Here is a 23,265-nt window from a genome sequence, read left to right on the forward strand (position 1 = left end):
AGCAGCAGGTAGCGACACTGCCATTGAAACCGCTAACATTGCTTTGATGAATGATAAACTTTCACTCATTCCGTTTCTCATTCGCCTCTCACAAAAAACATTACGCAGAATAAAATTCAACACCATCGGAGCAATAGCAGTAAAAGTGATATTCATAACATTGGCTTTCGTTGGTTATAGCAATTTGGTTTTCGCTATTGCAGCAGACGTTGGAGTAACACTTATAGTAATTTTGACAAGTTTGAATTTGATGAAGTTTGAAAATAAAATTGTAAGCGGACAGTGAAACCTGCAATCGTAACGATAGTGCATACAAAGCCCACGCATTTGCACTCACATTTGCTTTTGCCACCAAGCACAGGCAAACGCAGCAAAAGCAAAAGAGAGTGCAAGCAACCGCACCCGTTTACCACAGACCAGACCGTAAACAACTTGGACAATTCAGTGTATATTCAACAACGACAACACTTCTGACAGACAGAAGGGCAGCTGATAACAGCGGTAGCTGTTGCACAACTACCTTCAAAAATCCATGATTTTCACCCGTTTTCTGAAAATAATCAGACTAAATAGTTAATCTGCTTATTTTGATATATCGTCCTGTTCTTTCCACAGGTATTTATAATCGATGAATACCTTGAAAATGAAAATAATTCCTTCATTTTAGCTCCTTTTTTAACCAGCTTTTCAACCGGTTTACTTACCACCGGATTTTTTCTCACCCATTTCAGATATTTTTTCAGATTGTAGGTAAGCGCGGCCATTAAGACATGCTTGGTGGCTCCTTCAATTCCCCGTGTATGTACCCGTCGCATCGAGGTGAAATTCAGCAAGGTACCCAACACAGGCTCCACCGTTTTACTCCGTATCCGGCTCATTTTTCTGGCTGTTTTCGGATTGCCCGTCAATTTCCGGTGCATGGCATCATAGAGTTCCTTATGGATGCTGTCATCTATCTTCTTGAAACGGGTGGCTGCTCCACAACATTCCGCCCGTAACGGACATTTTCCGCAATCGCTTTCGCTGCCACGGTATGTCCGTTTGATATATCCTTTCGAGACAGGCCGTTCTCCCTTGTACTCAAGGTTGGCGGCTTTGCCACCCGGTTTCCGGCATTCATACCGGTTCAGTTCCCGGTTATATTCAAATCCGTCCCGCTGCGGAACGTACTGCCCGAAATTCGGTATCCAGGCATCCAACTCCTTGCGGTTCAGATACTCAAGCGCTTCTCCGCTGCTATAACCGGCATCCGCCAGAATCTGCTCTGCCTTCAGTCCGTTTTCCTCCAGATGGGAGGTGGCCAGTTCCACAATCTTTTCCAGGCATTGGCTGTCGCGCTGATCGGCAAAATCGGCCGTGGCACCGGTAATGACATGATGGGCATCATCCACAGCCAACTGCCCGAAATAGTTCATCTGACGGGCCTTGCCCGGCTTCACGCTGATCCGTGCATCCGGATCGGTGGGGCTGTAGTGCGTATGATTGCTCAGATATTTTCCCCGGATCCGGTTGCCATTGTCATCGGTTTCTTCCTTTGAGGCAGCTTCCAGGCGTTCCCGTTTGGCCGCGGCCGAATGACCGGGCATGTCACGGTAGGCCTGCTTCTTCCACTGATGATGCTTATCGACAAGGTTCTTTCGTTGTTGCGATACCGTAAATTCTGAGTTGGAATCCAGTTCATCCGCCCAGGCTTCACCATCTCCAACAATTTCCTTTTCCTTCAGACTGTCCAGACTGGCGTTCGCTTTGATAAATGCAGAATCCACAGCCTGACGTTTTCCCCGCACCATCCCTTTCTGAACACACAGACTTAAAACCTGACGAAATAATTTCAGAAAAATTTCCTCACCAAATAAGGCACGGGTTCTGGAGATTGTGGAATGCCATGGCAGCGCTTCATCTAATTCATACCCCAGATACCAGCGCACATCAAGACTATTGGCACAAAACTGAATGAGTTTCCGGTCACTTTGCAGATTGTTCAGATAACCGACCAGAAGAATTTTAAAAAAGACAGTTGGGTCAATGGATGGCTGTCCCTCGGTACCATAAAACGACTCAGTTTCCTTGTAGAGAAATTGTAAATTCAGGGCTGAATCCAGCTGACGATAAATGTTATCTTCCGGGACCAGAGAATCGAGCGTGACGGGAACAAATAACCGGGGTTGGTGGTGATGTTTTCCTTGCATAGGCAAAGATACCGCTTTTCACCCATCCTTCCCTGACCGGGTATTTGATTTTCCCGGCATTTTTGGCATCTTAAGCTAGTTGTGCAACAGGCACAGGCGTTTGGCAAAAGTGGCGGTTCAGTGCTTCGTATGACAGTTTTTCGTAAATTTGAAGTGTGTGCTTCGTATGAACATTTGTGGTTAAATCGCCACCTTCGCGTTATAGGCAACTTTAAAGACAGACAATAAACAATGACATTTATAATAACAAAAGGTGGTGGACTACTAGAAACTGGAGCAAAGGAAATTCCACTTGAATTCAATAAAGAGAATTTAAAACTACTTCTTGACAAACTAATTTCCAATGACACAACCTATACGCATCAAGACTTTTCAAATTGGGCTAGTAAGTTTCACATGTTTTGCATTGACTCATTTGACAAAGGAAAGCCTGTTGACGACAATTTGGAGGAATTACTAAACGACATAGATGCACAATGGAGCTTATTTCTTTTTAATTCTTATAAAGTTGAACAATTATTAAAACTTGACTTATCGACCGTAAAACTTCCATCAGACCTATTGACAAAATGGCAAACAATTTTACACGGACTATAAAAGCTGCCTATAACAGCACCTACCCAAATGGCGGGATTTCGTGTTCCAAAGACAGTTTAGTGGTTAATCAAACATTAGTTTTTCAAATCAAGTTTTGTGGTAAAAGTCCCGCCCTTCGGGTAGCTGCAAAACGTTCATTTTAACATGTCAATCAGAAACCAGTTCAATTCAAGTCGTCAGCTTCATCAACCATCGGTTTTTTCAGGGTATGATTTTTCAATCCAGACCGTTGACTCATCGGTTGCCATCTGACCGGATCGACCCATGACCCGCAACGCATTCTGGGTGATCTTCGTTCTTGCTGCTATATCCATTGGCGTTTATCCGCTGTTTTATTTGTTCATCGACCAGCCGGTCGGACTGCTCACCACCAAATCCACCGGATTGCTGGCCGATCCCCTTTGGAAACTGGGCTTTTATACACACATTCTCGCCGGCGGTATGGCCCTGCTTATCGGCTGGACCCAGTTCCATGCCAGTTGGCGCGCACGCCACCTGGAGCTGCACAGACAAACCGGAAAGGCCTATCTGATCGCTGCTTGCATGAGTTCACTGGCGGGGATTTATATCGGTTTTTTTGCAACGGGCGGACTGATCAGTTCACTGGGATTCATCAGCCTGGGACTCATCTGGTTTCTGACCACGACCCTGGCTTACCGGGCCATCCAGCACCGGCAGGTTGTGCAGCATCAGCGCCTGATGATCGTCAGCTATGCGGCCTGCTTTTCGGCGGTGACTCTGCGGATCGAACTGCCGCTCCTCATCTGGCTGACAGGTGATTTTGAAACGGCCTATCGACTGGTTGCCTGGCTTTGCTGGGTTCCGAATATACTGGTGGCATGGGTTATCACACGGCAAGACGTTATTTCGACTCAGGCCCACTAACAGTCATCTTTAACCAACTTGTTCCTGGTTTAGTGGCATCATTGCAAATAAAATTTTGTTTTGTACCAACAGCATCTTCAAGCTAAAACAGTATCCATCCGATTGCTGCTCCATCATGATGCATGAAAGACAGATTCAATGAATAATGGAATGTTTCGTTGATTCGTTTGGACGACTTACAACCGGTCCCTACTTTTAACCGACCGGGGTGTTGCACGACGTTTTGAAAGTCTGAAACAATTGGTTAACCTGTCTGGCATGGAATTTTGCTTACAGGATAGGCAAGGGAAAACACGAAACGGCAGTGGTGGATTTATTTATTGGCCTGATTGGGTGATGAGTAACCGTCAATTTCTACCCTGCCGGTCATTCAGTCTGATGGTGTTCTTCCTTCGGACAGGTGTTTCCTTCTATTGTCTCCGGTTGGAATTCAGTTAATTAACAACTCATTACTTTGGAAGCAAAATCAATATGTCTGAGAAAAAGAAAAACCCAGGAAATGGGATTGGAATCGGAGCCGCAATTGGCGTCGCTTTTGGCGCAGCATACGGCTATCACTCGGGGAACATGTCCCTGAGTATTGCCATCGGTCTTGCGATTGGCGTCGCAATTGGTGCAATTTTTGACTTTGCAGTCAAGAAAAAGGACTAGTAAACCGTCGAACCGTTGAAATGAAATGGACCATCGTCATCGTTGGTATATGTATGGCTTTCAGGACGGTTGTCGGACAGCACTACCAACATCAGGATAGTCTGTTTTTCGAAGTTCCCGATTCAGCCGATCTCAACAATCCGCATTTCTTTAACAGGGACAACCGGATTTATAAACCGGGAATGGAATTTAAATTTTCTTATCGCATCATGAAGCAGCATGACACGTTGCTGGTGCGGGTGACCAGGTCTGGTGACACAAAGACATCCAATTGGACGCTCGTTAATCACCGCGAAGCAGACAGTCTGACTATTCAGTTTTTAAGCATGAAGATTCTGGAAGGATATGGCGGGTTGGATGCCCTGTTTCCCACTTACAGCCAGACCATCCTTGAACAACGCTATTATTCCGCTACCCGATTACTGTTTGAAGGGTCCACCGGCCTGATCGAAAACCCGTTGAATGTTTGGTTTCACCCCTTCCGTGGCAAGTACCTGTCGGTTCTGCAATTCAGTCCGTTTCCCTACATCAAATTACCCCCCAACCCGCAAACAACCTGGACCTGGGCATTGGGTGATATCAGCGAACGATGGTCAGACAGCCGGATCGTTGCGTACTCCGGCAAACAACAGGCAACTTACCGGTATGGCATTACCGGGGAAAAACGGGTATCCACCGCCTTGGGATTGCTTCCCTGCCACGAGGTCCGGGCGACCGCCATGACCAACCTTGGTTCGACTGCTCTGATTGCTTGCTTCAATACCACCTAAGGTTTTATTTCACTTGATTATTTCAACATTGATCAAAGCCGGATCGAGATCAGATTGATTGAAATCAACCAACCACTTTAAATTCAAACCACACAGGAATCCCCATGGCCACCATCCATCCGCACATCAATTTTAACGGTAACGCCGAAGAGGCCTTTCGCTTTTACCAGTCGGTCTTTGGCGGAAAACTCATCCACATGGTCCGGTTCAAAGATCTGGCAAGTGAGGAGTTTCCGGTTTCGGAACGGGAGGCGGATAAACTCATGAATATTTCGCTATCGGCTGGTTCGGTGTTACTATCGGGGAATGACGTGCCTGAAGTGATGGGACGGACCAATGAAAACGAAAACCGGAGCAAAATCTCGGTCATCGCAGAAAGCCAGGAGGAAGCCCGGCATCTGTTTAACGGTCTTTCAGCGGGTGGAACCGTTGAAGTTCCTTATGATGAAAGTGAGTCGGGTATCTGTTTTGGCATGTTCCGGGATAAATACGGCATTGAATGGATGGTGAATTTTGGTCCTTCCCGAGGCTAAACGGCACCAGACCACCGCAGCACCTGAACCGGAATTTTTCCTGATGCAAAGAATAAACGGATATGCGAGTTCAATACAGGAAGGCAGACTGTGAAATACCAGCAATTTGATCCACCGGAAGATCTGCAACCGGTTGTGGCCTGTTTCTGGACGCTGGAGGATGAAGCCGGTGAACCACCGGGCATTCAGACCATTGTTCCCGATGGGTGCATGGAGCTGATTGTTCATCTGGGCGACCTGTACCGGCAGTACCTGGATGAGACCACCTGTATTATCCAACCCAGATCCTTCGTTTTCGGTCAATTGACCAAACCACTCCGGATTGAACCGACGGGGCGGACCCACATTTTTGCGGTACGGTTTCTGCCTGACGGGTTTCTTCCCTTTTCTTCCCTTCCTCTTTTGGAGCTTGAGAACAGAGCCGTTCCGCTGGACGAATTGTTCGGGCCCGAGGGAACCCACCTGGACAATCAGATCCGATCTGCTCAATCCAATGTGGAACGGCAATCACTGGCTGTTTCCTTTCTGAGGTCGCGGCTATCCGGAAGCCAATCCGTTGACCGTCTGGTCAAAGCCACCATTGAACTCATGATGGCAGCCAGCGGACAATTGCCCATCAGCGATCTGTCGGAACAATCCAGAATCAACCGACGGCAACTGGAGCGGCGGTTTGCGACCACAATCGGACTGAGTCCGAAGCAACTATCGAGACTGATCCGGTTTCACGCGACACTCAAGTTGCTGCTTAACAATCAGGCGGGCCCCCTCACAGCCCTGGCCCATGAGCACAACTATTATGATCAGGCCCATTTCATCCGTGATTTTAAAGCGTTCACCGGCACCACACCGGGTGACTTTTTCAAGGATCATCTGGTTCTGTCGGCTCTCTTCTACGGTCATCAATAACGACGCTCCGGTTCCGTTGTCGCATTTTTACAATTCCGGTTTGCCGTTTGGTTGCACCTTTGCAGTTATCCAAACACAAAGGACACCAATGGAAAATCTGATCAACTGGGTTGAGATACCGGCCGCCGATTTTAATCGCGCCGTCACATTTTACCGGGCCATTCTGAGCATTGATATAACCGAAGCCGATATGCATGGAACCATGATGGGATTCTTCCCATCCGATGGACTTGCCGTATCCGGAGCCATTGTTCAGGGTCCGGGTTATCAGCCATCGGCAACCGGAACGGTTGTTTACCTGAACGGAGGTGCCGATTTGCAGCCCATTCTGGACCGGATTGTTGCCAATGGCGGAACGATCCGGATTCCTAAAACCCTGATTTCCCCGGAGATGGGGTATTTTAGTCAGTTTATTGACACCGAAGGCAATCTGATTGCCATTCATTCGATTGGGTGAGGACAATGAAAACCATTTTTATTCTGTTGGCACTGGGTTTTGCTACAATCCAGTATCCGGTTGGCGGAAAAACCGGCAGTATCTCTCAGCAACCGGTGCAGGCAAACTGGCTGATCGGCACCTGGGGAATCCAAACCAAAAAGGGCCGGATGTATGAGCAGTGGATGCTGTCACCTGACTCGAGTCTTTCAGGCCGGAGTTATTATCTGAAGAACGGCGACACCCTTGTTTTCGAAACCATGCAGATCATTTCTATCCGGGACACGATTTTTTACGTACCCACCATTTTCAATCAGAATCAGGGAAAGCCGGTCCGGTTTTATTCCACCCATCTGTCTGATACCCTGATGACCTTCGAAAATCCGGCCCATGATTTTCCGCAACGAATCGCTTACCGGCGGATCGCTGCCGATTCCATCGTTGCCACCATTTCAGGTGAGGCAGGGGGTCAGCTTCGCAAGCAATCCTATCCCATGGCACGGGAGAAGTAATCAGGGAATTCAGCCTATCATTGTTCGGGAACCGGTCCGGGAATATATTCGCAATTTAACCGGACCAACCCGATTCCTCTGATGCGAACCATTTTCTGTATAACCGGCCTCCTGTTTGCAGGCACACTCACCGCACAGGTCGCCCAATCCGCCGACCTGTTTCAAATCCTGAAAGCCAGAGACAGTCTGTTGTTCACTGTTGGGTTTAATACCTGCGACATCCATCAGTTTGAACAAGTGGTACATCCGGATTTTGAATTTTATCATGATCAGGCCGGGATCACCGCCACGAAATCCGCTTTTATTGATGGCATCCGTGATGGGTTGTGCAAGCTCAATTACCGACCACGCCGGGAACTGGTGGAATCCAGTCTGGTTGTCTATCCTTTGAAAAAAAATGGCATCCTGTACGGAGCTATCCAGCAAGGGGAGCATCGGTTTTACGCCGTACGGCCCGATCAACCGGACCGCCTGACGAGTGTGGCTCAGTTTATCCATGTCTGGCTATTAACCGGCGGCGACTGGAAACTCAGCCGTGGGTTCAGTTATGATCATCAGGAAACTGAAACGGATGCTGGTGGTCAAACCGAGCTGCCGGATCCGGGAGTCCGACAGCAACAGAAAGAGCAGCCGTTTTGACCGGATACATTCATCAACCATTGTTGGTCCATTCCCGATCGGTCTCACCGACCATCCACTATCATTCCACCCAAACAGGCACCCCATGACCCGATTGGTCCCCCTTTTTGCCATCATCACCCTGGTAGCCAGCGGAAGCCTGGCACAATCCGCCCGGTCGTTCGATCCCGATTCCATTCTGGTTGGAAACCGGACCTTGCCCAAAGTTCTGCTGGTCGGAACCTGGCATTTCGATTATCCCGGATTGGATGCCCACCTCACCACCGAACAGGAGCGGGTGAATATTTTCTCGGAAAAAAGACAGGCCGAATTGCAGGAATTGGTGCAGTATATCGCCCGGTTCAGACCCACCAAAATTGCCGTTGAAGGCGGCCAGAACAGTGGTTATCTCATCCGCCGGTATGAACGCTGGAAGAAGGGCACCCATCCGCTCAGAGCATCGGAAATTGATCAGATCGCCTTCCGGCTGATGGATCAGTTTTCGCTGGACACGTTGTACGGTGTCGATGCCTATCCCCTGTTACTTGAACTGAGTGATACAAGGGATACCACGAGACCGTTCCAGTACACAGACGCCCTGCTGGAAAGACATTATTTCGGCGGGGATGATCCCGTTTCAAAACGCTATACCGAGTATTACCGGTTTCAGGATCGTTTCCGGCTGACTCACACCCTGCTGGAAAATTTTTTAATGATGAATTCGGAAAAGGCATTGGACCGCGGTTTCGGATCCTATATTGCGGGCGGACAATTTGAATCGGATCAGTTCGAAGGTCCGGATGCACTTTCGATGTTCTGGATGAACCGGAATCTCCGGATTTTCAAAAACATCAAATCCATTGATTACACCGAAAATGACCGGATTCTGGTTCTGTTTGGTTCGGGCCATATCTCCATTCTGCGGTATTTTTTTAATTGTTCGCCCGAGTTCGATCTGATCGAATTCGACCAGTTAACCGGGATGGAATGACGCGGAACCCGAATTGGAAATGATCGTTTATTTTTTAACCACATCAGATTGAAAAACCATGTCAGACGATTTAAAACCCTGCCCTCATTGTGAATGCCCCTACGGTTATGCCTCGGGCGATGACCGGTACACCTGTCCGGATTGTAACCATGAATGGAATCCGGCAGAAAACCAGGGAAATTCTCTGGTGGTCAAAGATGCAAACGGGACGGTTCTGCAGGATGGAGATACCGTTGTAGTGGTGAAAGATTTACCGGTAAAGGGTGCTCCAAAACCAATTAAGGCCGGGACCAAAGTGAAAAACATCCGGCTCAGCGATGGAGATCATAACATCGATTGTAAAATAGATGGATTCGGATCGATGGCGCTCAAATCGGAGTTTGTAAAGAAGGCGACATGAGATCCTTTTTCTCCGGAACTATTTAGGATGCCGAGAGGCATGAGAAACAAGCTGGTACTGACTGACCGGTTGTTCTTGTGCGTATTCTAAAATTTCTGTACTTTGAAAAGCCTTCCTCGTCTTCGGATTTTGAAAGCAGATTTCAGCAGGGACCGTTCTGTTAAACAACCAATCTGCCTTTTTTGACCAACATATTTATCGTGTATATTCATCACTTATCATTAAAGTTGTAAGAAAGCCATGAACCGACATTTCCTGCTACCAACTCTGCTGTTCCTGATGCCTTTGAGCGCATGCAGCACAAAAGAAAATCATGAACCAATTACTGCCAATGTTATTCAGAGTCAATCTTCAACCAACTCTCAGCTTCAAGATGACTTCGGCGACCTGCCTGAAGACAGGAAAATAATCAAAGAAGGTGAAATCAGCTTTGGAACTGCTGACATTCGGGAAACAAGAGAAGCGATAAGCCAGGCTGTAAATGAGACCGGCGCTTATGTTTCGAAGGAAAATCAGTTTGACCACGACGGCAAATTATCATATAAAATGGTCATTCGCGTTCCTGCAAACCGATTTGATTTTCTCCTTTCACGACTTTCACAACATGCAGATAAACTGGATAGAAAGAACATCAATCTTTTAGATGTAACAGAAGAATATGTTGATATCGAAGCCCGACTTCAATCAAAAAGAGAACTTGAGAACCGATTCAAAGAGATCTTAAAGAAGGCCAACACGGTTGAAGACATTTTGAAAACCGAAAAGGAAATCGGCGCCATCCGGTTGGAGATCGATTCAATCGAGGGGAGGCTCCGGTACCTTAAAGATTCTATTGCCTACAGCACCCTGACTGTCGAATTTTACCAACATTCCAATACCACCTTTGAATTTTATTCAGGAATCATTCAAGCATTCGCTAAAGGGTGGGACATCCTGCTAATGATTATGGTCGGATTAGCACACCTTTGGTCCCTATTCCTCCTTATTCTTGTTGGAGTATTTATATATCGGCTTTATAAAAGAACACAAGACAAAAAATAGGGTGGTTCAAATTATTCTATTCAGATACTTCCAGAATCAAACTTTTTATGGGACCAGTTCAAAATCAGTTTGGTGTTTTATCACTTTCTAAAATAAGACTTAATCTGGGTAATTGTATTTCTGAAATGAATAGATCACTTCTGACAATTTCATCAGTGACCAATACCGGATCGAGATCAGTTTGATTTGAATCAATCAAATCACTTTAAACTCAATTCAACAACAAGACACTACCATGCGACCTCTCATTTCTTTCATGCATATTTCTCTGGATGGCTTCGTGGCCGGACCCAATGGCGAAATGAACTGGATCACCGTGAATCAGGACATTTTTGATCATGTGGGTCAGCGGATCCGGCAAACCGACACTTCAATGTATGGTCGGGTCACCTGGCAGATGATGGAAAGTTACTGGCCCACGGCTGGTACAAAACCCAATGCAACCCGCCACGACATTGAACATTCGGCATGGTACCGCGACGTTCACAAGGTGGTTCTCTCCACCACACTGAAAGCAGATGAACTGACGAATACGACGGTGATCAGGGACCGGCTTTCGGAGCAGATCCGGGCCATTAAAAATCAACCGGGTTCCGAAATACTCGTGTTCGGGAGTCCGTCTGCCACCCACGCACTTATTGAGGCAGACCTGATTGACGGATACTGGCTGTTTGTGAATCCGATCATTCTGGGACAGGGAATTCCGCTGTTCACCGGTAAAAGCGCAAAAGCCACTTTGTCACTGATTGCCACCAAACCGTTTGCATGCGGGGTGACAGAACTGAGTTACATGGTAAAAAGAGTCTGATGACCCATTTTCCGGGCCCGGATCCGGCTTTGGATCGTCTGACCAGATTCCCGATAATCTGAATAAACGCGCCTTTTCCGGAAAATGACAGCGCCTCTACCCCCATACATCCACTTGCAATTGGTGAACGTAAGTTAACCTTCTGTCCTTCGGTTTCTGATCCCTATTCATCTGAAAACACCCTATTTTCAGAAACGGATTATTTTCATCAGCCGGTAATCATCCCGACGGAACGGGAAGGGTGAGCATTCTTCAGTCAGTTTCATCCGATTTTTCAGTCCCTCCTCCTTTGCAACCTGCCTGCAACGGGCAAAGAATACCCAGTGCTATCCCGCCAATCCGTCAAGGGAACTTCACCTACGGTCAGCGAAAATGGATTCATTGAATCATGAAGATTGCCTATACCACCATCCATGATGCGTTGGACATCAGCCATTGGTCTGGTCTTGATTGTTCCATTGCCCGGATGCTGGAATCGCAGGAGGCAGACCTTGATTTCATTGGTAATCTCCATTTCAGTCTGAATCTGCTTATCAGACTGAAACTGAGATATTACCGCCATCTTTCATCCCTGCATTTTGATTTAGACCGCGAACCCTTTGTTGCCAGGCAATACGCCCACCACATTCTGAACCGGCTGAAGCCAGATACGGATCTTGTTTTTTCACCCGGATCCATACCGGTAGCCTTATTGGAAACGCATCTGCCAAAAGTTATCTACACAGACGCCACCTTTGCCTCACTGATCAATTTCTACAGCAGCTTTTCAGATCTGAGCAGCGAAACGATCCGGCATGGTCACCAGCTTGAAAAAATTTCCCTGGAGACCGCCTCCCTGATTATTTATTCATCCCAGTGGGCAGCAGACAGCGCCATTCACACTTATGGAATTTCTCCCGAAAAAATTCAGGTGGTTCCCTTCGGATCCAATCTGCCCGGAAACCGGACTTTGAGCGACGTGTCCGATCTGGTTCAGAGACGGAATACGGACCGGCTTGATCTTTTATTTATCGGCGTGGAGTGGGAAAGAAAGGGAGGCGATCAGGCCGTTGAAATCACCAACCGGTTAAATGCATCGGGGATCAGAACCATTCTGCACACAGTTGGGTCCGAGCGAATTCCCTGTACTATCAACCCCGATACGATCATCAATCATGGATACATCAGCAAATGTACCTGTGCAGGTCTCAGTGAACTGGAGCAGTTATTCAGGACCTGTCATTTTCTGCTGCTTCCCACCCTGGCTGACTGCACACCCGTTGTCTATTCTGAGGCAAACTCATTTGGTCTTCCCTGTATTTCCACCAAGGTCGGAGGAATTCCCACCATCATCCGAAACGACATTAACGGACATCTGTTCTCCCTGCCGGAAGAAATGACGTGCCTGTGTGATTATATTGCTGCTGTTTTTTCTGACAAGGCAGAATACCGCTCCTTGTGTTTATCGTCTTTTGGCGAGTATCAAAACCGGTTAAACTGGTCCGTTTCGGGAAAACGAATCATGAAGATTCTGGGTGAACTGTGACAGATCAATCGCCACCGGAACCTCCATCGGACCACCAGACACTTTACTGAAAGCTAAATGAAAAATCTGTCTCTCCTCGTTTTGCAAGTGATTGTTCTGATCATTTGTGCCGGAACCCTGGTCTTCCTGTTGTGGGAACCGCATCTGGAAGGACGACATGTTCATTCAACCGTTTTTAAGATTTACTTTACGGATCCGTTTCTGGCTTTCGTCTATATCGGATCCATTCCGTTTTTTGTGGGCGGATATCAGATTCTGAGACAGCTGAACCAGGCCCGGACCGGTTCTGTTTTCACGAAGGAAGCTTTGAGGACCATCCGGATCATTCAGGTCTGTGGCGTCCTCCTGCTCTGTTTCGTCGTAACCGGGGAAGGTATCATCCTGATGAACACAACAGATGACCGGGCAGGCGGTGTGGCAATGGGACTTTTTTCCGCGTTGTTTGCAGCAACCCTGCTGGCTGGTGCCACGGTACTGAAAGGGACTCTTGGGGAAGGAGTGCGGTTAAAATCAGACAAGGAGACAGGAGATCAGGGGCGATGAGAAAACTGATTGCGGCCATCAACATGACGCTGGATGGGTACTGTGACCACACAGCAGTCGATCCGGATGAAGAGATCCACCGGTATTATGCCGGATTGCTCGATGAAGCCGGCCTTCTTCTGTACGGCCGGACCACCTATCAGCTGATGCAATACTGGCAGACTCTTTTATCGAATCCATCCGGTGAACCTTCGATGGATGCATTTGCCAGGGCCATCGACCGGGTGCCCAAGCTGGTGTTTTCCCGCACCTTGAAAGAGACCGGCTGGGCCAGTGCGACGCTTGCCACTGCCCCGCTGACAGAAACGGTTCAATCACTCAGGCAGCAACCGGGAAAAAACCTGTATGTGGGCAGTCCGGGTCTGATCGTTCAACTGACCGGGGCAGATCTGATTGATGAGTATCAGATTTGTCTCCATCCGGTGCTGGCAGGAGGCGGATTGCCGCTTTTCAGGGACCTGGGTGGCCACCGGAACCTGACATTGGTTAGAACCCGTACGTTCGGGTCGGGCGCGGTTCTGCTTGTTTATCAGCCCGGTCAACCGTTAACTGATTCCGGTAAAAATACTGAACCATGAAAATTGAACACATTGCCATCTGGACCCGGGATCTGGAGCAAATGAGAACGTTTTATGAAACATACTTCGGTGCGAAAGCAGGACGCAAGTACCGGAATCCGGTTACGGAATTTGAATCGTACTTTCTTGAATTTGAGAGTGGGTCCAGGCTGGAGCTGATGACCCGGCCGGGCATTCAGGAATTGCCGCGGGATCCGGGCCTTCATTATCAGGGACTGGTTCATCTGGCTTTGTCGGTGGGAAGCCGGGAGCGGGTGACGGAACTGACGGAGCGCCTCAGACAGGATGGTTTTTCCATCATCGGAGAGCCGAGGACCACGGGAGATGGTTATTTTGAAAGTGTGGTACCCGATCCCGAGGGCAACCGGATTGAAATCACGATCTGAGGGAGAGTAAAACAATCAGGAATATCACATCTTTATCGGTATACCCGGAATTTTCGACAAAGGACCCTGTTTGTGCATTTTGAAAAAATCCTTTTCCCTTCATGACGTTTAAAAACCTGACATCAGGCCTGCTCTCCGATTTTACCAGCCAGGTTGGTTACCCGCCGATGGTTAGGTCGGGTCATTCGCAAAAGCAGGATCTGCCAGTTGATGTCCACGTTTTACTCATGGGACACACCCTCATCAAACCGGAAGAAAGTGCTCGCAGCCATGAAGAGTGATCTGAGCAATGAGAATAAATTATTTGAGATAATCAATAACAAGATATTTACGTTTGAATTTATATCGGGAATTGCGGGTGATAAATCGATGACCCCTGAAGAAAAGGAACTGTACGATTCCTTACTGAAGGAAACCGGGGGTGATCTTTATGTTAAATTACTGTTTTATATCTGCCATAAGGTATTTGACATCAGGGAGGCAAAAACCTTGTGGAACGAGATCATTGAGCATAAAGCCAATCTGTGCCGGGTACTTGGAAGGAATGTAGAAATCACCGTTGCCACGCTGGATTATCTGACCAATATCAGAAGTGAAATTCAGCATCCGAAATTAATCGGGGAAAGTTTCATTGGAAAAATCGCTGAAATGACCTCTGTGGATCTGCTGACAAAATTATATAACCGGCAGTATCTTTTTATCAAGATCGAAGAGGAAATCAGCAGGTTCAAACGCTACCGTACCATATTTTCGTTGCTTCTGATTGATATTGATGATTTTAAACGCATCAATGACCGGTATGGGCATCAAAAAGGAGATGAGGTACTGGTCCGTCTGTCTAATCTGATCAATCTTTCACTGAGAGATCTGGATGTTTGTGCACGATTTGGTGGAGAGGAATTTATGGTCTTACTTCCGCATACCCGGGTTCATCTGGCAAAGGAAATTGCAGGCCGGATACGTGAAAGCATCGAGACATCCTTTTCTGATCAATTGAAAGTAACCGTCAGCATCGGAATTTCCACCTATTCGGGAACCATGACAAAAACTGAACTGATAAAAAATGCAGATGACGCCTTGTATATTTCGAAACATGAAGGCAAAAACAGGGTTACCGTTTTTTCAAGGAAGCAACCAGCACTCTGATGACCGCCGTTTTAAAAAGGCAGACAGGGTCCTTACACCATCAGAGCGGTACAAAGAATACGCAATCAATCACCTCCGCTTTGCAACATGGTATTTCTGGTCTCATTGATGAAACCACACGGCTGACCATGAGTGTTTATTCTCAACCATGTGGTCAGACTATAAACGGAATACAGAATGATTCCGATCCTGTCCTTTTGTAATTTTTTACCGTGAGGTTTTCATGACCATTCTGCTCACCGGCGCCACCGGATACATTGGAAAACGACTGCTTTCTGCCCTGATCAGGAACGGACATCACGTCATTTGCTGCGTCAGGGACCGGGCACGGTTTTCTCCGCCAGCTTCCCTTCAACCGTTTATCACGCTCTACGAAGCCGACCTGTCCACTGCCGGAGCTCTGGATGGTCTGCCAAAAGACATCGATGCCGCGTACTATCTGGTACATTCCATGTCGGCCAGCACTGATTACCGTCAGACCGAGCAGCAATCGGCCATTCATTTCAGGGATGCCCTGGCCCGTACCTCTGTAAAGCATGTGATGTATCTGGGTGGAATTGCAAATGAGGAGACTTTATCTGACCACCTTGGATCCCGTTTAACCGTCGAACAGGAACTGGCCAGGGGTCCTTATCATTTCACTGCCTTCCGTGCGGGCATTATCATCGGGTCCGGCAGTGCCTCCTTCGAAATCATCCGGGATCTGGTGGAGGTATTGCCTGTGATGATTGCACCGAAATGGCTGAATACCCGCTGCCAGCCAATCGCCATTGCAGATGTGATCAGCATTCTCACCGGTTCCCTGATGAATGAAAACACGTTCGATCAGGTGTTTGATATCGGAGGAACCGACATACTCACTTACCGGGACATGTTGCTGGGATATGCCGATTCCAGACAATTAAAACGACACATCTGGACCGTCCCGGTACTTTCACCGAGGCTCTCTTCTTACTGGTTGTATTTTGTGACGTCCACCTCGTTTAATCTGGCCAGAAATCTGGTGGACAGCATGTCGGTCGAAGTGGTTTGCCGGGACACCCGGATCAATTCCATTCTGGATATGAAGCCAATCGGTTACCGGGAAGCGCTGAAGCGGGCGTTTACCAAAATCGAGAACAATGAAATTGAGTCCAGCTGGAAAGATTCAAGCATCAGCAGCAACCTGAAGATCCGGATTTCTGATTTCATTCAGGTTCCCACCCATGGGTGTTTTACCGACCGCCGGGTAGCATCCATTCAGGACAGATCGGTCAGCCTGGCCAGAATCTGGTCCATTGGCGGAGAAACCGGTTGGTATTACGGCGATTTTTTGTGGGAAATCCGCGGATTTCTCGATAAACTGATTGGTGGTGTCGGGTTGCGACGCGGGCGGACCAACCGGGACAGCATCTCTCCCGGTGATACGCTCGATTTCTGGCGGGTGCTCTATGCAAACCGGGAGGAAGGGCGTTTGCTGCTGTTTGCAGAAATGAAATTACCCGGCGAGGCCTGGCTGGAGTTCAGGCTGGAAGCAAACCAGCTGATCCAAACCGCTACATTCAGACCCCTGGGACTTGCAGGACGGTTGTACTGGTATTCGGTATTGCCCTTCCATCATTTTATTTTTCAGGGAATGATAGACGCGATCTCCAATCCGGATATCAGAGAAGTCAAAAAGACGTGAGAGCCTGACCTGCCATCCATGAATTCCGTCATCGATTCACTGCTCGCCGACATTGAGAGCCGGCAGGTAACCGACTCAAACCGATACTATCCCGCCGGGTTGTTTCCAACCATCCGGTCCAATGGCTTGCTGGGTTATCAACGGCATGATTCCAATATTTATTTTTCCGCCCTGATTGCACTGACTCTTCTCGATTTATTGCCCCATCTGACCGGACCGCAACAGCAGCGGATTTTAAAACTGACCGGCCGTGTGACCACTCTTTTTCCCCGTTTCCGGAGTACCCGTCATCCTTCGCTGTATAACTTTTATCAGCGGAATCCGCCAGCGCATTATCCCAACGGATTTTTTCTTTCAAAACTGAAGCATTTCGAACTGGCCGATGATGCCGATGATACGTGCATGCTCAGTCTGGTTTTGCAGCGGGTTGGGCAGTTAAATTCCAATGATGTTGAGCAGATCAGAGAACAGTTGATTGAATTTTCCAACCAGAAACGGAAATGTATTCAATCCAGCCTTCCCGTCTATCAGAATCTGAAGGCTTACAGCGTCTGGTTCGGATCGGGAAAAATGCCAGTTGAGTTTGATCTGTGTGTCCTGACCAATATTCTGTGTTTTGTCATCCGAAACCGGTTTGAATTCAATGAGCAGGATCTGGATTCGTTCGCATATATCCGGCTGGCCATCCAGAATGGTGACATTGAGCAGCGACCTTTTCACATCAGTTACACCTATCCCGATCCGGTGGTGATGTATTATCACATTGCACGGTTGTACGCCGAACTACCCGATGCGGAACAATATCTGCCGGGCGACCTGATCATCCGGCGATTGCAGGACCTCTCAGCAAGCACCGCTTCGGGTTTAAAGCGGATTTTACTAAGCACTTCGCTTCTCAGGATGGGGGCAGGAGTTCCTGACGTTTCCTGGACGATGGACACCCTGAAAGCCGACATGAAAACCCTCGGATTTTTCATTGCGCCGATGCTGAAAGGAACCACGCATTTTCTGTTAAACCGGTTTGCCCATTGGCCGCTTTTTCAGATCCGGTTCGATTGTGAGGCGTATTATCTTGCGCTGGTGCTGGAATATGAGGTGCTGAGAAGTCGTCCAAAGATAAACAATATGGTATGAGGCTAGTTCATTCAAGAAAGGAACATGTCAATGATAACATTCTCCTTCCTCATAAGATATATGTGGATCCTTTTGGTTTTAATTCCAATCGGAGGAATCGGTCAGCCGGTAAAAACGCCGACTGATTCACTGAAACATTCTTGTTTATGCAACGCCGCCTGCTGGACATTTCCTGGGGACTCACTTGCCAATCTTACCGATCAGGCCCTTGTGAGTTTTCTGTATACTTTGGATCCATCATGTAGAAAAAATGTCGAGTTTACAGAACATTCCGGAGAAATGTTTCTACAGCTGCTGGCTCTGTATCCTGAAGAATTAATCAGACTGATCGATTCACATGTTTCTGAATCCACTATCAGGATTATTCTTGGGATGGTTGAAAGCCCGATTTACGATGGATTCGATTTGCATCAAATCAAAAGGAGGATCATGAATGCAAACACCCATTCTCCGTTAAAAACAAAGTTTATGAAGGCTTTGGAGACTGCCATTAAAAAAGGCGGGAAACAATCAGGCGCCCAAAATTGAAATCCTTTTTGTTTTTTTACAATGAAGTGATTACCTACCTTTTCAAATTGTTTTTTCTGAGAAATTGAGACCCCAATGAACAAACACCTTTTCCTCCTCGTTCTGTTTCTGGCCGGACTGATCTGGTCGGGCATTCAGCCTCACGACTATTTCACCTGGTTTCTCGAGATTGTCCCTGCCGTGATCGGTCTGGTGATTTTGCTGGCCACATACCGGCAATTCCGCTTCACCGACCTGACCTATGGGTTTATTCTGATCCATTGCTACATTCTGTTTGTCGGCGGGCATTACACCTACGCCGAGGTGCCTTTGTTCGATTGGATCAGAGATACGTTTCACCAGAGCCGGAATAATTACGACAAGGTGGGTCATTTTGCACAGGGATTTGTTCCGGCCATGATCGTGCGGGAATTGTTCATCCGGCATGCGGTGATACAAAGTAAAAAATGGATGCCGGTGCTCGTGGTGACGGTTTGTCTGAGTATCAGTGCGGTGTATGAATTTATCGAGTGGATGGTCGCGGAACTGTCGGGGGAATCGGCCGAGGCGTTTCTCGGAACTCAGGGCTACGTGTGGGATACCCAATCGGACATGCTGTATGCAACCATTGGTGCCATCTGCATGCTCGTTTTGTTTTCCCGGATTCAGAACCGGCAGATTGAAAAATTGACAGAAACAAAACCAGTTGGCTGATCCATCCAGAAATGGGTAACCTGTTAACCAAAACAAGAACTGATCAAATGCGAATGATCCGGATTCTTTTCTTATCGCTTCTGTCCTTTTCCTGCGACAACTGGACGGAGGACCCTGATCTTGCACCCATTCCTGAGGCCGGATTTGTTCTCCCCTTCCCTGTAGGCCGGGCGTATTACTGTTCACAGGGATTTAATTCCGACTTTTCTCACCATGGCAGTTTCAGGTATTCTGTCGACTTTATCATGCCTGTTGGGTCGGTGATTACCGCTTCCAGAGCCGGACAGGTGGTACATACCAATGCTTCCTTTTCTGATAACGACCACGCCATTGGTCATGAGAATGTGATCATCATCCGTCATGCCGATTCCACCTTTGCCCGGTACGTTCATCTCACGCAAAAGGGTGTGCTGGTTTCCATTAACGAGTGGGTTCAGCCGGGTGATACCATCGGACTCAGCGGAAATTCGGGGCAGAGCCGGTATCCGCACCTTCATTTTGATGTGACACAGTCTTTTTCCGAACGGTCCGATCAGACCATTCCGTTCGATTTTCTGAACACCGAACCCAGACCCGTCGGCTTGCATCACGGGCATGTGTTTGAAGCCATGCCGTACAGGGCCGGTGCTATTTGCAACTGAAGTCCTTTAACTAAACCCTCCATGGCAGTCGGTAATTCAATATTTTTTCAAGCTTGCCAATCAGCCTTCATATGAACCCTCTGGACCTTTTGATTGATCTGCACAAAAACGGGCACCGTCAGGGTCCGGGCAGTGATTTTCACACACGGCTGGCGCTGCAGTTTACCGATGTGGCCACCAGACCCACTCCGCAAATAGCCGATATCGGTTGCGGTACCGGGGCTTCCACGTTGGTTCTTGCCGGTGAAACAACGGGAACCATTGCAGCCATTGATTTATCGGCTGTTCTGCTTCAGCACTTGTCTGGCAGGATGACACAGGCTGGTTTTTCTCATCGGGTTTCTCCCGTTGAAGCTTCCATGGACCAGCTGCCGTTTCAGCCGGGCACTTTTGATCTGATCTGGTCGGAGGGAGCCATTTATCAGATGGGTTTCCGGGAGGGGTTAGCAGCCTGGAAACCATTTCTGAAACCGGATGGCTGGCTGGCCGTCAGCGACATCTGCTGGACCACCGGTTCGCGTCCACATGAAATCGACCGATTCTGGTCAGCATCTTACCAACAAATGAAGACGGTTTCGGACAAGGTCAGAGAAATTGAGCAGGCTGGTTATACGCCGGCAGCCCATTTCATTCTGCCTCCTTCCTGCTGGATGGAAGAGTATTACCTTCCAACGAGAGACAGAATCCCCGGATTTTTAAACCGGCATCATCATTCTGAGGCGGCACAGGCAGTCGCAGGCGAGGACCAACAGGAACGGGAATTGTTCATCAGATATCAGGCCTTTTACAGCTATGGTTTTTTTGTCATGCAGAACCGGGAGTGACCGATGACGGAGCCAACACCTCATTTTCACCGTCCGGAAGATAACGAAACGGCTTCTACCTGGAACCGGGTAGCGGCGGACTATGAAACCCGCATTGGGTCGCTCACCATCTACCAACCCGGGTATGACCGGTTCCTCGGGCAGATTCAGGTTCCGGGAGCCCGCATTCTTGATGTCGGATGCGGTCCGGGAACCATTGCCGGCTATTTGTTAAAAATGCGTCCCGATCTGTCGGTTCTGGGGACTGACTATGCCCCGGCGATGGTTTCCCTTGCCAGCCAACGCGTGCCCGGTGCCCGGTTCCAGGTTATGGATATCCGGCACATCGGCACGCTGCAGGAACGGTTTCATGGCGTGATGGGGGGTTTTTGTTTGCCTTATTTATCGCCGGAGGATGGAAAACGTCTGATCAGGGACAGCTTTGACCTGCTTCTGCCTGATGGACTGTTCTACCTGAGTCTGGTGGAAGGAAACCCGGAGCGTTCCGGATTTCAGAGCAACAAACGGGGTGACCGTGTGTACTTTTATTACTATCAGGCTGAAGTTATTTCAGATTGGATGCTGGAAGCCGGATTCGAAAAACCTGATTTACAGTCCCTTCATTGGGAGCGACCGGGATCTGGCACCGAGACTCATCAGATTTTACTGACCAGAAAACCAGCCTCACAGATGCCATGACAATTAAAGAAAAATCGGTTGCCTTTCTCACCCTTGCCTCGGCAGGAAAAGTGGATGAAGCGTTTCAATCTTTTATTCATCCGCAATTTATTCATCACAATCCCTATTTTTCCGGCGATCAGCAATCCTTCCGGCAGGCCATGGCCGATCATGCCCGGCAATTCCCGGATAAGTCGTATGACGTGTTGCGTGCTTTGGAAGATGGAGCCCTGACCACGGTTCATGGAAAAGTGGTTTTTGGTGATTCAATCTATTCGGTGATCCACATTTTTCGTTTTCAGGATGGCCTGATCGCCGAAGCCTGGGAAGCGTCGCAGGAACTTGTAAAAGAGTCACCCAATCAGCACGGTCTGTTCTGATTTTGTTGCTCTGCCAACTGATAGCGTATATTCAGTCCATGATGTTTCGTTTTCTGTCCGGAATCAGACTCTTTTTACCTCTGCTCAGCATGCTGATGGTTGCTCCGATCGGTCATGCTTCTGAACCGGAACCCGTCATTGAAACCGTTTACGGGCTTCACCTGAAAAAAATCGTTCCCGATTTCGCCGATGGTAAATTCTACGCCGAGTTTTACTGGTGGATGAAATTCACCAATGACAGTCTGGTCACCGGCTGGTCCAATGAAGACATTGTAAACCTCGAATACATCAATGCCCATCAGGCGAAAGTGGGTGGCATTCTCACCGAGATTCAGGAAATCAAGGAATTGTCCCCCAACCACTTTTACTATTCAGGCTACCATCAGGGTAGTTTCTATTTTGATCCTGACTATACCCGGTATCCCTTCGACAATCAGGAATTTAATATCATGATGGAAAATGTCCTGATACCGGTTCCCGGATTTCGTTTTATCACCGATACCGTTTCTTTTCTCAAATCGGGTCAGATGCCCGGCTTTTTTGGACTTTCATCCGATATGCTTAGAAATGAGTCGGTGAATTTTAAGATTAAGGGAACCCGTTTTTCCACCAACAACGGCATTTACAATACCGATTTCGGTGATCCTGAATTTCCTCCTGCTTCTGAATACAGCCGGATGAAAATCACCATTCTGATCGAACGATCCTTTGTTCCGTATATCGCCAAACTGATTATTCCGCTGGCTATTATTCTGTTTCTTGTCTATCTGCTTTTCTTCATCCCGGCCGAGAAAATTGACATTGCTGCCGGATTGACGGTTACCTCGCTTCTGAGCGCCATTGCCTTTCAGCTGGCCGTGAACAGCGACCTTCCTCAGATCGGATATATCATCTATGTGGACAAGGTCTTCTATACGTGTTATTTCCTAATTGCTGTTTCCATGACCGTATCCCTCTGGAGCTATTATCTTGACCGCAAAAGAGATGCATCCTCCCTCGTGCTGGTCGAACGGATCAACCGGTATGCCCGGATTGTTTTTCCGCTGGTCTTCCTTTTCAGTCTGTTTTACTTTGCAGCCTGAATTATTCAGGGTTTCCTTCCCCTTCCATGCTCACCGGGTCCGTTGATCTGTCACAAATTCCTGAACAGGTTTCCCAGACACCCGGTCTTATTTTTCCTTCAACCCGACTTCAGATTTCATTCCTTTTTCCGATATTCAGTTCCTT

At 48.0% G+C, this 23,265-nt stretch carries 29 protein-coding genes; 28 read left to right on the forward strand and 1 reads right to left on the reverse strand.

Going from position 1 to position 23,265, the window contains the following annotated elements; genetic code table 11:
- On the forward strand, positions 1-286 hold a 286-nt coding region (locus HUU10_11000; protein NUQ82124.1), incomplete at its 5' end, for a cation-transporting P-type ATPase.
- Between the two features lie 274 nt (positions 287-560).
- On the opposite strand, the gene HUU10_11005 is transcribed toward HUU10_11000, so the two are convergent.
- Positions 561-2,189 carry an IS1182 family transposase gene (locus HUU10_11005; GenBank protein ID NUQ82125.1) on the reverse strand — a complete coding sequence of 543 codons (1,629 nt, stop codon included), beginning with the start codon at positions 2,187-2,189 and terminating at the stop codon, positions 561-563.
- A 231-nt stretch (positions 2,190-2,420) separates the two neighbouring features.
- Between HUU10_11005 and HUU10_11010 the strand changes: the two genes are divergently transcribed.
- From HUU10_11010 to HUU10_11140, 27 genes are all read left to right on the forward strand, one after another.
- A complete protein-coding gene (locus HUU10_11010; GenBank protein NUQ82126.1) occupies positions 2,421-2,786 on the forward strand; it encodes a hypothetical protein in 366 nt (121 codons plus the stop codon).
- A 264-nt stretch (positions 2,787-3,050) separates the two neighbouring features.
- Complete coding sequence (locus HUU10_11015; protein NUQ82127.1) at positions 3,051-3,671, forward strand: DUF2306 domain-containing protein; 621 nt, start codon at positions 3,051-3,053, stop codon at positions 3,669-3,671.
- Positions 3,672-4,175: 504 nt separating this feature from the next.
- The gene (locus HUU10_11020; GenBank protein ID NUQ82128.1) at positions 4,176-4,322 is read left to right on the forward strand and encodes a glycine zipper family protein; all 147 of its coding nucleotides are present in this window, start codon (positions 4,176-4,178) and stop codon (positions 4,320-4,322) included.
- Between the two features lie 20 nt (positions 4,323-4,342).
- Complete coding sequence (locus tag HUU10_11025; protein NUQ82129.1) at positions 4,343-5,092, forward strand: hypothetical protein; 750 nt, start codon at positions 4,343-4,345, stop codon at positions 5,090-5,092.
- 104 nt (positions 5,093-5,196) lie between these two features.
- Positions 5,197-5,625, forward strand: a complete 429-nt coding sequence (locus tag HUU10_11030) for a VOC family protein (GenBank protein NUQ82130.1) — start codon at positions 5,197-5,199, stop codon at positions 5,623-5,625.
- 90 nt (positions 5,626-5,715) lie between these two features.
- A complete protein-coding gene (locus HUU10_11035; protein NUQ82131.1) occupies positions 5,716-6,531 on the forward strand; it encodes an AraC family transcriptional regulator in 816 nt (271 codons plus the stop codon).
- Between the two features lie 88 nt (positions 6,532-6,619).
- Entirely contained in the window at positions 6,620-6,988 is a 369-nt protein-coding gene (locus HUU10_11040; GenBank protein ID NUQ82132.1) for a VOC family protein, read from the forward strand.
- Between the two features lie 5 nt (positions 6,989-6,993).
- Positions 6,994-7,479 carry a hypothetical protein gene (locus HUU10_11045; GenBank protein NUQ82133.1) on the forward strand — a complete coding sequence of 162 codons (486 nt, stop codon included), beginning with the start codon at positions 6,994-6,996 and terminating at the stop codon, positions 7,477-7,479.
- Positions 7,480-7,560: 81 nt separating this feature from the next.
- Positions 7,561-8,118, forward strand: coding sequence for a nuclear transport factor 2 family protein (locus tag HUU10_11050; protein NUQ82134.1), 558 nt, complete (start codon positions 7,561-7,563; stop codon positions 8,116-8,118).
- Positions 8,119-8,203: 85 nt separating this feature from the next.
- Entirely contained in the window at positions 8,204-9,088 is an 885-nt protein-coding gene (locus HUU10_11055) for a hypothetical protein (protein ID NUQ82135.1), read from the forward strand.
- Positions 9,089-9,146: 58 nt separating this feature from the next.
- Positions 9,147-9,488, forward strand: a complete 342-nt coding sequence (locus tag HUU10_11060) for an alkylphosphonate utilization protein (GenBank protein NUQ82136.1) — start codon at positions 9,147-9,149, stop codon at positions 9,486-9,488.
- Positions 9,489-9,728: 240 nt separating this feature from the next.
- Entirely contained in the window at positions 9,729-10,529 is an 801-nt protein-coding gene (locus HUU10_11065) for a DUF4349 domain-containing protein (GenBank protein ID NUQ82137.1), read from the forward strand.
- Between the two features lie 235 nt (positions 10,530-10,764).
- On the forward strand, positions 10,765-11,337 hold the full coding sequence (locus tag HUU10_11070; protein ID NUQ82138.1) for a dihydrofolate reductase family protein: 573 nt from the start codon (positions 10,765-10,767) through the stop codon (positions 11,335-11,337).
- 388 nt (positions 11,338-11,725) lie between these two features.
- Positions 11,726-12,862: a glycosyltransferase family 4 protein gene (locus tag HUU10_11075; GenBank protein NUQ82139.1), complete on the forward strand. Its 1,137-nt coding sequence runs from the start codon at positions 11,726-11,728 to the stop codon at positions 12,860-12,862.
- Between the two features lie 57 nt (positions 12,863-12,919).
- The gene (locus HUU10_11080) at positions 12,920-13,405 is read left to right on the forward strand and encodes a DUF2975 domain-containing protein (protein NUQ82140.1); all 486 of its coding nucleotides are present in this window, start codon (positions 12,920-12,922) and stop codon (positions 13,403-13,405) included.
- Positions 13,402-13,983: a dihydrofolate reductase family protein gene (locus tag HUU10_11085; protein ID NUQ82141.1), complete on the forward strand. Its 582-nt coding sequence runs from the start codon at positions 13,402-13,404 to the stop codon at positions 13,981-13,983. The genes HUU10_11080 and HUU10_11085 overlap by 4 nt, the downstream gene beginning before the upstream one ends.
- Positions 13,980-14,369 (forward strand): VOC family protein, encoded by a 390-nt coding sequence (locus HUU10_11090; protein NUQ82142.1) that lies wholly within the window; start codon positions 13,980-13,982, stop codon positions 14,367-14,369. Before HUU10_11085 ends, HUU10_11090 begins: the two co-directional genes overlap by 4 nt.
- 210 nt (positions 14,370-14,579) lie before the next feature.
- Positions 14,580-15,515, forward strand: coding sequence for a GGDEF domain-containing protein (locus HUU10_11095; protein ID NUQ82143.1), 936 nt, complete (start codon positions 14,580-14,582; stop codon positions 15,513-15,515).
- Between the two features lie 223 nt (positions 15,516-15,738).
- Positions 15,739-17,181: an SDR family oxidoreductase gene (locus HUU10_11100; protein ID NUQ82144.1), complete on the forward strand. Its 1,443-nt coding sequence runs from the start codon at positions 15,739-15,741 to the stop codon at positions 17,179-17,181.
- 18 nt (positions 17,182-17,199) lie between these two features.
- Positions 17,200-18,315 carry a hypothetical protein gene (locus HUU10_11105; GenBank protein NUQ82145.1) on the forward strand — a complete coding sequence of 372 codons (1,116 nt, stop codon included), beginning with the start codon at positions 17,200-17,202 and terminating at the stop codon, positions 18,313-18,315.
- Between the two features lie 30 nt (positions 18,316-18,345).
- Entirely contained in the window at positions 18,346-18,843 is a 498-nt protein-coding gene (locus tag HUU10_11110) for a hypothetical protein (protein NUQ82146.1), read from the forward strand.
- Positions 18,844-18,918: 75 nt separating this feature from the next.
- Positions 18,919-19,536, forward strand: coding sequence for a DUF2238 domain-containing protein (locus HUU10_11115; protein ID NUQ82147.1), 618 nt, complete (start codon positions 18,919-18,921; stop codon positions 19,534-19,536).
- A 53-nt stretch (positions 19,537-19,589) separates the two neighbouring features.
- Positions 19,590-20,177, forward strand: coding sequence for a M23 family metallopeptidase (locus HUU10_11120; GenBank protein ID NUQ82148.1), 588 nt, complete (start codon positions 19,590-19,592; stop codon positions 20,175-20,177).
- Between the two features lie 89 nt (positions 20,178-20,266).
- Positions 20,267-21,001 (forward strand): class I SAM-dependent methyltransferase, encoded by a 735-nt coding sequence (locus HUU10_11125; GenBank protein NUQ82149.1) that lies wholly within the window; start codon positions 20,267-20,269, stop codon positions 20,999-21,001.
- 3 nt (positions 21,002-21,004) lie between these two features.
- Entirely contained in the window at positions 21,005-21,679 is a 675-nt protein-coding gene (locus HUU10_11130; protein NUQ82150.1) for a class I SAM-dependent methyltransferase, read from the forward strand.
- On the forward strand, positions 21,676-22,038 hold the full coding sequence (locus HUU10_11135) for a nuclear transport factor 2 family protein (GenBank protein NUQ82151.1): 363 nt from the start codon (positions 21,676-21,678) through the stop codon (positions 22,036-22,038). The genes HUU10_11130 and HUU10_11135 overlap by 4 nt, the downstream gene beginning before the upstream one ends.
- A 38-nt stretch (positions 22,039-22,076) precedes the next feature.
- Positions 22,077-23,120, forward strand: a complete 1,044-nt coding sequence (locus HUU10_11140; protein NUQ82152.1) for a hypothetical protein — start codon at positions 22,077-22,079, stop codon at positions 23,118-23,120.
- The last annotated feature ends 145 nt before the right edge of the window (positions 23,121-23,265 follow it).

Source organism: Bacteroidota bacterium (genome assembly GCA_013360915.1).
In the GTDB taxonomy this organism is placed as follows: Bacteria; Bacteroidota; JABWAT01; order JABWAT01; family JABWAT01; genus JABWAT01.

Excerpts from the sequence above, each read along its gene's own strand:
- HUU10_11080 (NUQ82140.1), top strand. The coding sequence starts at position 12,920 with ATGAAAAATCTGTCTCTCCTCGTTTTGCAAGTGATTGTTCTGATCATT.
- HUU10_11075 (NUQ82139.1), top strand. The coding sequence starts at position 11,726 with ATGAAGATTGCCTATACCACCATCCATGATGCGTTGGACATCAGCCAT.
- HUU10_11135 (NUQ82151.1), top strand. The coding sequence starts at position 21,676 with ATGACAATTAAAGAAAAATCGGTTGCCTTTCTCACCCTTGCCTCGGCA.
- HUU10_11045 (NUQ82133.1), top strand. The coding sequence starts at position 6,994 with ATGAAAACCATTTTTATTCTGTTGGCACTGGGTTTTGCTACAATCCAG.
- HUU10_11085 (NUQ82141.1), top strand. The coding sequence starts at position 13,402 with ATGAGAAAACTGATTGCGGCCATCAACATGACGCTGGATGGGTACTGT.
- HUU10_11055 (NUQ82135.1), top strand. The coding sequence starts at position 8,204 with ATGACCCGATTGGTCCCCCTTTTTGCCATCATCACCCTGGTAGCCAGC.
- HUU10_11060 (NUQ82136.1), top strand. The coding sequence starts at position 9,147 with ATGTCAGACGATTTAAAACCCTGCCCTCATTGTGAATGCCCCTACGGT.
- HUU10_11095 (NUQ82143.1), top strand. The coding sequence starts at position 14,580 with ATGTCCACGTTTTACTCATGGGACACACCCTCATCAAACCGGAAGAAA.
- HUU10_11015 (NUQ82127.1), top strand. The coding sequence starts at position 3,051 with ATGACCCGCAACGCATTCTGGGTGATCTTCGTTCTTGCTGCTATATCC.
- HUU10_11090 (NUQ82142.1), top strand. The coding sequence starts at position 13,980 with ATGAAAATTGAACACATTGCCATCTGGACCCGGGATCTGGAGCAAATG.
- HUU10_11030 (NUQ82130.1), top strand. The coding sequence starts at position 5,197 with ATGGCCACCATCCATCCGCACATCAATTTTAACGGTAACGCCGAAGAG.
- HUU10_11110 (NUQ82146.1), top strand. The coding sequence starts at position 18,346 with ATGATAACATTCTCCTTCCTCATAAGATATATGTGGATCCTTTTGGTT.
- HUU10_11025 (NUQ82129.1), top strand. The coding sequence starts at position 4,343 with ATGAAATGGACCATCGTCATCGTTGGTATATGTATGGCTTTCAGGACG.
- HUU10_11115 (NUQ82147.1), top strand. The coding sequence starts at position 18,919 with ATGAACAAACACCTTTTCCTCCTCGTTCTGTTTCTGGCCGGACTGATC.
- HUU10_11010 (NUQ82126.1), top strand. The coding sequence starts at position 2,421 with ATGACATTTATAATAACAAAAGGTGGTGGACTACTAGAAACTGGAGCA.
- HUU10_11130 (NUQ82150.1), top strand. The coding sequence starts at position 21,005 with ATGACGGAGCCAACACCTCATTTTCACCGTCCGGAAGATAACGAAACG.
- HUU10_11120 (NUQ82148.1), top strand. The coding sequence starts at position 19,590 with ATGATCCGGATTCTTTTCTTATCGCTTCTGTCCTTTTCCTGCGACAAC.
- HUU10_11070 (NUQ82138.1), top strand. The coding sequence starts at position 10,765 with ATGCGACCTCTCATTTCTTTCATGCATATTTCTCTGGATGGCTTCGTG.
- HUU10_11065 (NUQ82137.1), top strand. The coding sequence starts at position 9,729 with ATGAACCGACATTTCCTGCTACCAACTCTGCTGTTCCTGATGCCTTTG.
- HUU10_11140 (NUQ82152.1), top strand. The coding sequence starts at position 22,077 with ATGATGTTTCGTTTTCTGTCCGGAATCAGACTCTTTTTACCTCTGCTC.
- HUU10_11005 (NUQ82125.1), bottom strand. The coding sequence starts at position 2,189 with ATGCAAGGAAAACATCACCACCAACCCCGGTTATTTGTTCCCGTCACG.
- HUU10_11050 (NUQ82134.1), top strand. The coding sequence starts at position 7,561 with ATGCGAACCATTTTCTGTATAACCGGCCTCCTGTTTGCAGGCACACTC.
- HUU10_11105 (NUQ82145.1), top strand. The coding sequence starts at position 17,200 with ATGAATTCCGTCATCGATTCACTGCTCGCCGACATTGAGAGCCGGCAG.
- HUU10_11100 (NUQ82144.1), top strand. The coding sequence starts at position 15,739 with ATGACCATTCTGCTCACCGGCGCCACCGGATACATTGGAAAACGACTG.
- HUU10_11040 (NUQ82132.1), top strand. The coding sequence starts at position 6,620 with ATGGAAAATCTGATCAACTGGGTTGAGATACCGGCCGCCGATTTTAAT.